We start from the raw sequence: 10,605 nt of genomic DNA, 5'->3' as shown, positions 1-10,605 counted from the left end.
CCGGTAGCTCGTCAGGCTCATAACCTGAAGGCCGCAGGTTCAAATCCTGCCCCCGCAACCAATCCTTCCATGATCAAACACACAATACCCAAAAACCCGCCTCATGGCGGGCTTTTGCGTTTACGGGGCGACGGTGACACTATTCCGATGAGTTGCGGTCGCTTTTCAAGCGACGTAGATAGTTGCTAAATAGATAATATTCTAATATACCTAAATCAGGCGCTTCTTACATTTTCACAGTCGCAAGTAACGTCCGTCCATTCGGCGGCGCGTATTTATCCTATTCAAAGGCAGTTCGATTTCATGAAGTAGATCAAAGATTTATTGGGGGGGAATCATGGGAAAATGGGGATCTTTCCTGCTGGCGCTTCCGTATCGGCGGCGGCGTCTTCTATCGCTAATCTTCGGGTTGCCTGCGTTCTGCGCGGTGGTGTTTCTCGCCGGGATTGTGTCTGCGCAAGCGCCGACCGAAGAGCAGCGTGATGCCATCAGAGCAGAGTGCCGCTCCGATTTCATGGCGAAATGCTCCGGGGTTACGCCGGGAGGTATCGAGGCGCTCACTTGTTTGCAGCAGCATAGCGCTACGCTTTCGGCAGGTTGTCAGAAAGCGGTGTCCGCCGTGAACGTCAAACCCAAATCGACATCGGCGGCGCCGACGCCGGCTGCGCCTGCAAATACTGCGGTGACTACCCCGGCGCCTGCTACCGGCACGCCGGCGCATCAGCCGACGCAGGCGCAGCGCAATGCGGTCAAATCGGCCTGTCAGCGCGATTTCATGGCGCAATGTTCCGGTGTCACGCCGGGCGGTGCGGCGGCGCTCAGCTGTCTGCAACAGCGCAACGCGGCTCTATCGGCACCATGTCAGCAAGCCGTTGCGGCATTGGGGGAATCGGGGGCGCCGTCGGCCGGCGCTGCGGCTGCCACCGGTGCGATCACGCCGGCCCCTCGGGCAGTGATGCCAGCCTTCTCACCGCGTGAGGAAGTGATGATCCTGCGTGAAACCTGCGGAGCGGACTTCCGGGCATTGTGCCGCATGGTGCCTTTGGGGGGAGGGCGAGGCATTGCCTGCCTGCGCGACAATCTGCAACGCGTATCACCAGCCTGCCATCGCGTGCTGACCTCGGGCTTGTAACGCTCGTTCGCAGTTGCTCTCTGAAAGAGACCATCGCGCGTTCCGCCGAGAAATTTGGTGCGCGCGATCCCGCGAAGTCCGCAAGCGGTGGTTTACCCGCATGCCTGCATTGCATCGGCACTTTTCATGTTCGGCTGCGGCAGGTCCGGCGCCATCTGCAATTCGATGAAATCAATGACGACACCAACGAAAGGCATTGCCATGTCATCGACTTTCCCTTTCCCGCGGTTGAAGCGGATGCTCCTGTATGTTTCGCTTGCCGCCAGCCTGGCGCCGCCGACCAGCGCATGGGCAGATGATGCGAAAGCTCTTTTAAAGACGATGTCCGATTTTCTGGCGGCGCAGAAGACGATCTCCTTCAGCTATCAATCGTCGCTCGAAGCAGTGACGCCTGCCTTCGAGAAACTCCAGTTCGTGAGTTCAGGGACAGCCAACCTCACTCGTCCCGATAAGCTGCGGGTCACGAGAACCGGCGGCTTTGCCGACCTCGATGTGAGTTTCGACGGTTCGTCGCTGACGGTTCATGGCAAGAACCTCGACGCCTATGCCAAGATCGACGGCAAGGGTTCGCTCGATGATTTGATCGACAGGCTGATGACCGCAGGCGTCGAAGCGCCGGGCGCCGATCTTTTAGCCTCCAACGTCTATGACGTGCTTATATCAGATGTGACGGAGGCCAAGCATATTTCCAGCGCTTTCGTGGATGGGGTTGAATGCGAATATCTGGCCTTCCGAACGCCTGAGATCGACTGGCAGATTTGGATACAGAACGGCCCGCAACCCATACCGCGGCGATACGTCATCACCAGCAAGCACGTCGTCCAGGCGCCGCAATACACTCTCGAAATCAGCGATTTCAAAAGCGGGGCGGATGTGGCGGCCGTTTCTTACACCATCGAGATTCCAGCCAGTGCAAAGACGGTGGATCTCAGTGAGCTGCAATCGCTCGACGAGCTGCCTGAAGCCGCCGATATGGGAGACTTAAAATGATCTATAACAAGCTGTTCCTCGCCCTCGGCCTGGCCGGTTTTCTGACATTCACCGGCTTCCACATCGGGGAGCAGGGATCCATGCCACTGTCGATCAGCTTCGCTACGCCGGCGGGCGCCGTCATCGGCAGACCGCTGACGCCGCTCTCCTATGCAGGCGTTGCCCGCCGGACGACGCGCCGGGTCGTCACACGCACGACGACGACCATCGCCGTGCTTCCAGCAGGCTGCCGCTATGGTCCCTATTACGGCGGCTATTATTATCGCTGCGGCGGTTATTATTATGCCAAGAGCGGCAATGTCTATGTGCAGGTGATCGTCCAATAATTGCTGCTCGCCTTACCGGAGTTTCGCTATCTCCGCCTCCGCAACTGGTGCAGCCGTGCTTGTGGTCGCTCCGCGGCGCTTCCAGTGTTCCTCGAGGCGCTGCAGCAGCACGTAGAAGGAAGGAACAAAGAGGATGGCAAGGCAGGTCGAGGCGATCATGCCGCTAAAGACCGATATGCCGATCGACTTGCGGGCCGATGCTCCGGCGCCCGTCGCCAGCACCAGCGGCAGGACGCCGAGGATGAAGGCGAAGGACGTCATCAGGATCGGCCGGAAGCGCAGGCGGGCGGCCTCGACGGCCGCATCCAGGATTTCCATGCCTTCTGCCCGCTTTTCGCGAGCATATTCGACGATGAGGATGGCATTTTTGGCTGCGAGCGCTATCAGCAGGATGAGGCCGATCTGCGTATAGAGATTGTTGGCGACGCCCGCCGCCATGAGTGCTGCCACCGTTCCGAGAAGGGCGAGCGGCACGGCGAGGATGACCGCCAGCGGCAGGATCCAGCTTTCATATTGGCCGGCGAGCACGAAATAGACGAGGAGCATGGCCAGCGCGAACACAAAATAGATCTGCCCGCCCACGGCCTTCTCCTGATAGGACAGCGCCGTCCATTCGAAGCCGGTGCCTGGCGGCAGCGTCTGATCGGCGATCTGCTCCATCACCGCGAGCGACTGGCCGGAGCTGAATCCTGCGGCTGGCCCGCCGACGATGGTGGCTGTGGGATAGAGATTGTAGAGGCTGATCAGGGACGGGCCCTGCGTCGTCTTAACATCGACGACCGTGCCAAGCGGCACCATGGTCCCGTCGCCGGCCTTGACCTTCAGATTTCGGATGTCTTCAGGGCTGATACGGAAATCGGATGCGGCTTGCGCATAGACTTGGAAGGTGCGGCCGAACTTGTTGAACTGCGTCACATAGCTCGAACCGATATAGCCGGAGAGAGCGGAGAAGACCTGGCCCACCGTAATTCCCAGCGTCTCCGCCTTGATACGATCGACGGATACCGCAAGCTGCGGCACGTTTGAGCGAAAAGGCGTACTGAGCCTCTGCAGCGATGATTGCGCATTGCCGTTTTTGACGATCGTATCGGCAAGCGATTGCAGCAGTGGATAGTCGGATGCGCCGTTTCTGAGTTGGACCTGCATGGTAAAGCCGTTGGCATTGCCGACGCCCTGGATCGGAGGCGGCACGACGACCAAAGTCTTGGCGGCAAGCACGCTTTGCAGCGCCTCGTTCAGATGCTGATAGATCGACAGCAGGTCCTGTCCCTTCGCCTTGCCGCGCTCGTCCCAATCCTTGAGAACGACATAGGCGACGCCGGCATTCTGCAGGCTGGCACTGTTGTCGAGAACGGAAAGGCCGCTGATAGTCAGCACCTGATCGACGCCAGGTGTGGTTTCGGCGATCTTGCCGACCTCTTCCATCACCGCATCCGTCCGCTCCTTCGAAGCGCCGTCGGGCAATTGCGCGCTGATCAGCACATAGCCCTGGTCCTCGAGGGGCAGAAAGGCGGTCGGCAGGCGCGTGAGCCCCCAGACGGCGACGCCGATCAGCGCAAGTGCTGCGATCGCCATGATACCGCTGTGGCGGGTCATCGATCCGATCAATCCGGCATAGTGGCGCTCGCCCCAATCATAGCCCCTGTTGAAGCCGCGATAAAAGGCGTTGCGTTTCTCGAAGGGCACCGGCGCTCGCAGCCAGAGGGCGCATTGCGTCGGTTTCAGCGTCACGGCATTGATGGCGCTGATCAGCGCCGTGGCGGCGATAACGAGTGCGAACTGCCGATAGAGCTGGCCGGTCAGGCCGGGCAGGAAGGCGGCCGGAATGAAAACCGCCATCAGCACCAGCGTGATCCCAATGACGGGGCCGAGCAGTTCTTCCATCGCCTTCTCGGCAGCCTGCCGGCCGGACATGCCCGCCTCGATGTGCCGGGCGACGCCTTCGACGATGACGATGGCATCATCGACGACGATGCCGATGGCAAGAACGATGGCGAACAGCGTCGACAGGTTGACGGTGAAGCCCAATGCCGCCATGGCGGCGAAGGCGCCGATGATGGTGACCGGAACGGTGGTCGCCGGCACGAGCATCGCCCGCCAATCCTGCAGGAAGACGAGGATGACGATGAGAACGAGAACGCCGGCCTCGATCAAGGTGACGTAAACCTCGTCGATGGAGGCCTTGACGAATTTCGTCGTGTCGAACGGCAGATGATACTCAAGCCCCGGCGGGAAGCCTTTCGAGAGCTCCTGCATTTTAGCGTTCACCGCTTGCGCCACCGCAATGGCGTTGGCCTCGGGCAATTGAAAAATGCCGATGCCGGCCGCCGGCCGGCCGTTTTGCGTGAAGGACTGGCTGTAGGTCTGGGCGCCGAGTTCGACGCGGCCGATATCGCGGACGCGCGTGATGCGGCCGCCCTGTCCGCTCTCGACCTTGACGATAATGTTCTCGTAGTCGGCGGCTTCGTTCAGCCGGCCGTTGACGTTCAGTGTGTATTGAAAGACTTGTCCTTTCGGCACCGGTGGAATGCCGATTTGACCGGCGGCGACCTCTTGGCTCTGCTGCTGCACGACGCTGACGACATCCTGCGGCGTCAGGCCGCGGGCCTGCAGCAGGTTCGGATCCATCCAGATGCGCATGGCATATTGGCCGGCGCCGAACACGGTCACGTTGCCGACGCCCGGCAGGCGGGCGAGCTCATTCTGCAGATTGATGACGGCGTAGTTCGACAGGAACAAGCTGTCATAGCGGCTGTCGGGCGAGGTCAGGCTGACAAAGCCGAGGATCGCCGTCGATTTCTTTTGCGTCGTCACGCCCTGAAGCTGCACGGCTTCGGGAAGCGACGACATCGCTATGGCGACGCGGTTCTGCACCAGAACTTGCGCCTGATCAGGATCCGTTCCGATGGCAAAGGTGACGGTCAGCGAATAGGTCCCGTCGCTGGCGCTCGCCGACTGCATGTAGAGCATGTCCTGCACACCGTTGACCTGCTGCTCGATCGGCAACGCGACGGTGTCGATAAGGGTCTGCGCGCTGGCGCCCGGGAAGCGCGTCGTCACCTGCACCGTCGGCGGAACGACATTTGGATATTGCGCCACAGGAAGTTGGAGAAGGGCGACCGCGCCGATGAGCACGAAGACCAAGGCCAGAACGTTGGCGAGCACCGGTCGCTCGATGAAGAAGCGCGAGATCATGCTGGTGTCCTTAGACGTTCAGATGAGCATGGTGGCGAATTCACTGCGTGGTGGTGTTGGCCTTGGCATCGCCGGCGGCGCTCGCCGCCGGGTTCATTTCCATTTTCTCGGGTGTGACCTTGCTGCCGGGGATCGCCTGCTGGATGCCTTGAGTCACGACCCAGTCGGCCGGATCGAGGCCTGAGTCGATAACGCGAAGCGAACCTTCGCGCTGGCCGGTCTTGACCTGTTTCTGCTCGACGATATCGTCTTTGCCCAGAACGAGCAGGTAGCTGCCCAACTGGTTCGTTCCGATGGCGTCGTCGCGCACCAGCAAAGCCTTGTCGTTATGGCCGACCGGCACTCGGACCCGCACGAAGAGACCCGGCAACATGGCCCGGTCCTTGTTGTCGAATAAGGCGCGTACCTGAAGAGTGCCTGTGGAGGCATCGAGCTGAGGCGACACGTAGTCGAGATGACCCTTGTGCGGATAACCTTGTTCCGTCTGCAAGCCAATTTCCGCAGCCATGCTCGGAAGGTCCGTCTGCTTGAAGGCATGTCCCTGCCTTGCCATGGTTTCCTTGATTGTCAGGACCTGGACTTCGCTGACGTTGAAATAGGCATAAAGCGGATCCGTCTGGACGATGCTGGCGAGTTTGGTGGGGCCGGATACGCCGACGAGTGCGCCGATATCGACGAGATGGTCCGTGACGGTGCCATCGAAGGGGGCAAGCACCTCCGTATATCCGAGGTTGATCGTCGCCAGCTCGAGATTGGCTTGGGCGTTGAGGATGGACGCATTCGCCTCGTCGAGCGTCGCCTTGGCGCTGTCGACTGCGGTCTGTGTGGTGACCTGTTGCTTCGATAGATTGAGCTGCCGATCATATTCCTGCTGCGCACCCACCTGCGATGCCTGTTGCGAGGCGAGCGATGCCTTCGCCTGGTCGAACTGCGCCTGGTAGGTGTTTCGTTCGATTCCGAAGAGCTTGGTACCCTTCGTCACCGTCATGCCGTCTTGGTAATCGATGGACTCGATGTAGCCCTGGACGCGTGCTTCGATATCGACGGAATTCAGCGGCGCCGTATTGCCAGTAAGTTCGAAATACAAGGTGACCGGCTGCTGGACCGGTTGGGCGACGCGAACCGGAGCTGGCGGAGGGGGGACGTAGGTGTTGCCGCTGTCCTCGCAGCCTGCGAAAATTGCCATGCCGGCGAGCACCACTGACAGGTGCAGACCCTGATCCAATCTCACACGCATTGCCGCCGCCCCGATGTTTACGAGCCCCAGTCTTCATGCGTGCCTCGGCGGAGACGACCTTCTCCGAAAAGTTCCGGGCATGTGATATTATGTCGCGGCATTGCTGCAAATTGCAATAGCTGCTGGGGCACAATTGAATCATGTCGGAGTCGTTCGCGGACGCCACGCGATGGCTATGGTTTTCCCAGCCGTTCGATGGTGGACTGCAAGGGGGCATCGGAAACACGGATCAGCCCGACATAGGGATTGGCCATGTCCGAAATCAGGAAGACCGCGCCCGCGACGGACAGGGCGCAAACCAGCAGAATCGACAGCACGGTCAGGTTGGCCGGCGCCTGCAGCCCGAAGGTCGCAAAAAGCAGCGAGAGCCAGCAGACGAGCACAGCGAGGAAAGCCCAGGGCAAACCCTCTTTACCGGATTCGACCAGCAGCCAGTGGGTCTCGGCCACCATGCCGCTCACATCAAGAGCGCGCACCTGCAGCGAACGCTGTACGGCATCCTTCGGCGAGAGGGATCGAAGATCGCCCTGAACCGCCTCGATATCCTGATATTCTCCCAGCGCCTTGCCGGATGCCTCGTCGGTGGTCTCGGCCGACCAGCCGCGGCCCAGGCGTTTCTCGATCAATTCACGCAGCAATTGCCGCGCCATGTCTGTTTCCGGCCCGTACTGGGCCATGACGCGGTCAAGCAGGAGCACCCGTGCCGCCGCCGTTCTCATTTCCACTTCGGCATTGTCGTATGTCGTCTTGGCGGATGCGATCAGGAGGCCGAGTGCCAAGGCCGACAGCGTTCCTACCACCGCGGTCGCCAGCCTGATGGCATCCTTGGATTCAGCATTGAGGTGATGATCCGGCAAACGGTCGCGCGCCAGCAATCCTATCGATGTCGCCACCGACAGAAAAACAAATACAAGCCCGCCAAGCAACAGTGAGCTCAAGTCCCGGTCTCCGTCACGTCAAGCTTGCAAGCGCCGTGAGGCTTGCAAGTGGTGCATTCATTACAGTCACCATAGCGGAAGACAGGCAGAGCGTGGAACTCTTTACTTTGTTGTTCTCGCGCTGATCGGAGATCATTGCTGGAAAATGAGCAGCACGTAAGCCAGGAAAAGTACAAGGTGGACCGCACCTTGCATGAGATGCGTGCGGCCGCTGGCAAAGGTAATGATGCTGACGGCAAGGGTGAGCAGCAGCATCACCAGATCTCCGTGTTCCAGGCCGAGGGTGACCGGGTGCCCGTAAAGACGGCTGATCACTAGCATCGCCGGCACGGTCAGCCCGATCGTCGACAATACCGAACCAAGGAAGATGTTGACGGAGCGCTGAAGATTGTTGGCGATGGACGCACGCACTGCGCTTATCGCCTCAGGCGTTGCGACAAGGATGGCCATCACAACACCGCCAAATGCGGTTGGAGCATGCAGGGTTTCGATAATGTAATCGATCGGCCGCGCAAGCTGTTCGACCAGGAAGACGACGGGACCCATATAGGCGAAAAGCAGAATGGCATGTGGCCAGTTCGGTCCGTGGCGAGGCACACGCTCGCCGCGCAGCTCGTGAGGGTTGCTTTCGTCAGAGAAATAGTCCCGATGGCGGCCGGCTTGAAGAAACAGAAATGTGGCATAAAGGCCGACCGATATGACACCCAGTATCAGTTGCCTCGGTGCCGATGGATGCTGCCCGTCCGGATCTGCAAGAAATGTCGGCATGACCAGGCTCAATGTCGCCAGCGGCACGATCACGCCGAGATAGGCGTTGGCGCCCTGCAGGTTATGCTGTTGTTCCGGTCGCCGCCACGCACCCAGCAGCAACGACAGGCCGACCATGCCGTTCAGGATGATCATCACGACAGCAAACAACGTGTCGCGCGCCAGTGTGGGATTGTTTTCGCCGTGAAGCATGACGGCTGATATTGCCATCACCTCGATCGAGGTGATGGCAAGTGTTAGAATAAGTGTGCCGTAAGGCTCCTTCAGCCGCTCCGCCAGGTGGTCTGCGTGCCGCACGACCGACAGAGCGGAGCCGAGCACGACCGCAAACAGCCAACCGAAAACGACAGTGAACCAAAGCGGATCGGAAAGCTGGCCGAAGAGCTGCTCCTGGAAAGCAAGAAATACGAAGCTCGTCGCGACGCTGACGCCCAGGAACCATTCCTCGCGCACCAGGCTGGTGGCGCTGACGGCACGCAATCCGGGATCGTCCGTCATCGAAACCACCCGCCTTCTGGCAAATGCCGTCGCAATGCGATCATCAACACCATCGTGTCCGCCCGCTGTCTCCTGCCTGCCACCTGAGCCAAGCGGAAATGAGGCTGCCTTAAGGCGAACCGAACCTCAAGCAAGATCGTATGTCACTGAGCAAAACTTGCAGGTCTTCGTCGTTTCATCACCCACTGATCGCGGCAAGGAACAGTCGCGAAAACGCAAGGCCAAGGCGAGGTTCGGTGAAATGTCGACGCTGGCGGCCGCAGCGCCTTGCGGCGGCCGATCACACCACCGCTTCCGTCATTCGCGGCCGGTTGCGGGGATCGCCGCGCCGGTGACGACGGCTGCGGCCGGCGAAATCAGGAAGGCGATAAGACGGGCGATCGATTGCGGCGATACCCAGCCGTCCGTTTTCGCATTGGGCATGGCGGCGCGATTCTCGGGCGTGTCGATTGTCCCGGGCAAAATGCAGTTGGCGGTGATGCGGTCGTCGCGGCTTTCGGCGGCGATCGCTTCCGTCAGCCGGATGACGGCGGCTTTCGAGGCGGCGTAAGCGGCCTGATTGGCGCCGGCCTTCAGGCCGGGTGCGGCAGCAACATGCACGATGCGACCGTAGCCCGATGCCTTCATCGTCGGGAGAACCGCGGCGCTGATCGTCAGCGCGGTGCGGGCGTTCGCGGTCATCATCGTCTCCCACTGCGCAGGGGCGTCCGGCCCGACCGGTCCCATCCGGAAACCGCCGACGGTGTTGACCAAGGCGCTGACGCCGCCGAAGTGCTTGACGGCCCGGGCGACAGCGGCCGCGCAGGAGGCATAATCGGTGAGATCCGTTCCCGCGATCGATAGAAACTCGGTGGAGGCGGGCAGGTCGCCGGCCAAGGCTTCCAGCTCCTGGCTGGAGCGGTTCATGCAGACGAGTTTTGCGCCGCCGGCGGCGAGCTCACGGACAACGGCGCTGCCGAGGTTGCCGCCGGCTCCCGTAACGATCACGGCTTTCTGGTCGTTCATGGCAATCGATCTCCTGCCGGTCCTTGATGGCGCGCATTGTTGATCCAGGCTGCGCGGCAAGGCAAGCCCACGCAGCCGCGACACGGTCAGACATCTACCCTCGGCGCTATCCGCAGGCAGTTCCGCCGTCATTGCTCAACGGTTTCGTCGGGTCGGCCGTCAGTGATACTTCGTCCGTTCGCGACCGAGAATCTCGGGCGCGTCAAGGCCGGAAATCGGGCGGGTGACATCGGCCGGGATGTCGCCGGTGAGCTGCAGGTCGAGATAGCGGGCGCAGCAGACGCGCAGGAAGGAGGTGAAGTTTCCAAGATCATGGCCGGCATCGATCGATTCATGATGCAGCCGGGTGATCAGCTGGACGACATTCATGCCGTCGCGCCGGGCGACTTCCTCGAGCTTCGACCAGAAGAAGTTCTCCAGCCTGACGCTGGTGACCATGCCGTCGATGCGCAGCGACCGGGTGGTGCTTTCCCAGAGCCGCGCATCCGCCTTGATGAACAATTCGCACATGTCGTC

The 10,605-nt window shown here is 60.7% G+C and carries 9 protein-coding genes; 3 read left to right on the top strand and 6 right to left on the bottom strand.

Going from position 1 to position 10,605, the window contains the following annotated elements; genetic code table 11:
- Positions 1-337 precede the first annotated feature (337 nt).
- From HJB83_RS33085 to HJB83_RS33075, 3 genes are all read left to right on the top strand, one after another.
- On the top strand, positions 338-1,132 hold the full coding sequence (locus tag HJB83_RS33085; protein WP_221133244.1) for a hypothetical protein: 795 nt from the start codon (positions 338-340) through the stop codon (positions 1,130-1,132).
- 201 nt (positions 1,133-1,333) lie between these two features.
- Positions 1,334-2,122, top strand: a complete 789-nt coding sequence (locus HJB83_RS33080) for a DUF2092 domain-containing protein (protein WP_221117918.1) — start codon at positions 1,334-1,336, stop codon at positions 2,120-2,122.
- A complete protein-coding gene (locus HJB83_RS33075; protein ID WP_207581940.1) occupies positions 2,119-2,448 on the top strand; it encodes a hypothetical protein in 330 nt (109 codons plus the stop codon). Before HJB83_RS33080 ends, HJB83_RS33075 begins: the two co-directional genes overlap by 4 nt.
- A gap of 12 nt (positions 2,449-2,460) precedes the next feature.
- Here the strand turns inward: HJB83_RS33075 and HJB83_RS33070 are convergent, their stop codons facing one another.
- From HJB83_RS33070 to HJB83_RS33045, 6 genes are all read right to left on the bottom strand, one after another.
- Positions 2,461-5,643 (bottom strand): efflux RND transporter permease subunit, encoded by a 3,183-nt coding sequence (locus HJB83_RS33070; RefSeq protein WP_221117916.1) that lies wholly within the window; start codon positions 5,641-5,643, stop codon positions 2,461-2,463.
- A gap of 40 nt (positions 5,644-5,683) precedes the next feature.
- On the bottom strand, positions 5,684-6,880 hold the full coding sequence (locus HJB83_RS33065; protein ID WP_207581938.1) for an efflux RND transporter periplasmic adaptor subunit: 1,197 nt from the start codon (positions 6,878-6,880) through the stop codon (positions 5,684-5,686).
- Between the two features lie 173 nt (positions 6,881-7,053).
- Positions 7,054-7,818: a DUF4239 domain-containing protein gene (locus HJB83_RS33060; RefSeq protein ID WP_207581937.1), complete on the bottom strand. Its 765-nt coding sequence runs from the start codon at positions 7,816-7,818 to the stop codon at positions 7,054-7,056.
- A 132-nt stretch (positions 7,819-7,950) separates the two neighbouring features.
- The gene (locus HJB83_RS33055; protein ID WP_221133243.1) at positions 7,951-9,084 is read right to left on the bottom strand and encodes a calcium:proton antiporter; all 1,134 of its coding nucleotides are present in this window, start codon (positions 9,082-9,084) and stop codon (positions 7,951-7,953) included.
- 297 nt (positions 9,085-9,381) lie between these two features.
- Positions 9,382-10,089: an SDR family NAD(P)-dependent oxidoreductase gene (locus HJB83_RS33050; protein WP_007631973.1), complete on the bottom strand. Its 708-nt coding sequence runs from the start codon at positions 10,087-10,089 to the stop codon at positions 9,382-9,384.
- Between the two features lie 159 nt (positions 10,090-10,248).
- Positions 10,249-10,599 (bottom strand): ribbon-helix-helix domain-containing protein, encoded by a 351-nt coding sequence (locus HJB83_RS33045; protein WP_007631975.1) that lies wholly within the window; start codon positions 10,597-10,599, stop codon positions 10,249-10,251.
- Positions 10,600-10,605: the final 6 nt, after the last annotated feature.

The organism is Rhizobium sp. NZLR11 (assembly GCF_019685115.1).
Lineage (GTDB): Bacteria > Pseudomonadota > Alphaproteobacteria > Rhizobiales > Rhizobiaceae > Rhizobium.
The sequence above is the reverse complement of the archived record's forward strand: the minus strand, read 5'-3'. Positions and strand labels throughout refer to the sequence as shown.

Coding starts and splice junctions, on each gene's coding strand:
- HJB83_RS33085 (WP_221133244.1), top strand. CDS start 338: ATGGGAAAATGGGGATCTTTCCTGCTGGCGCTTCCGTATCGGCGGCGG.
- HJB83_RS33080 (WP_221117918.1), top strand. CDS start 1,334: ATGTCATCGACTTTCCCTTTCCCGCGGTTGAAGCGGATGCTCCTGTAT.
- HJB83_RS33075 (WP_207581940.1), top strand. CDS start 2,119: ATGATCTATAACAAGCTGTTCCTCGCCCTCGGCCTGGCCGGTTTTCTG.
- HJB83_RS33070 (WP_221117916.1), bottom strand. CDS start 5,643: ATGATCTCGCGCTTCTTCATCGAGCGACCGGTGCTCGCCAACGTTCTG.
- HJB83_RS33065 (WP_207581938.1), bottom strand. CDS start 6,880: ATGCGTGTGAGATTGGATCAGGGTCTGCACCTGTCAGTGGTGCTCGCC.
- HJB83_RS33055 (WP_221133243.1), bottom strand. CDS start 9,084: ATGACGGACGATCCCGGATTGCGTGCCGTCAGCGCCACCAGCCTGGTG.
- HJB83_RS33050 (WP_007631973.1), bottom strand. CDS start 10,089: ATGAACGACCAGAAAGCCGTGATCGTTACGGGAGCCGGCGGCAACCTC.
- HJB83_RS33045 (WP_007631975.1), bottom strand. CDS start 10,599: ATGTGCGAATTGTTCATCAAGGCGGATGCGCGGCTCTGGGAAAGCACC.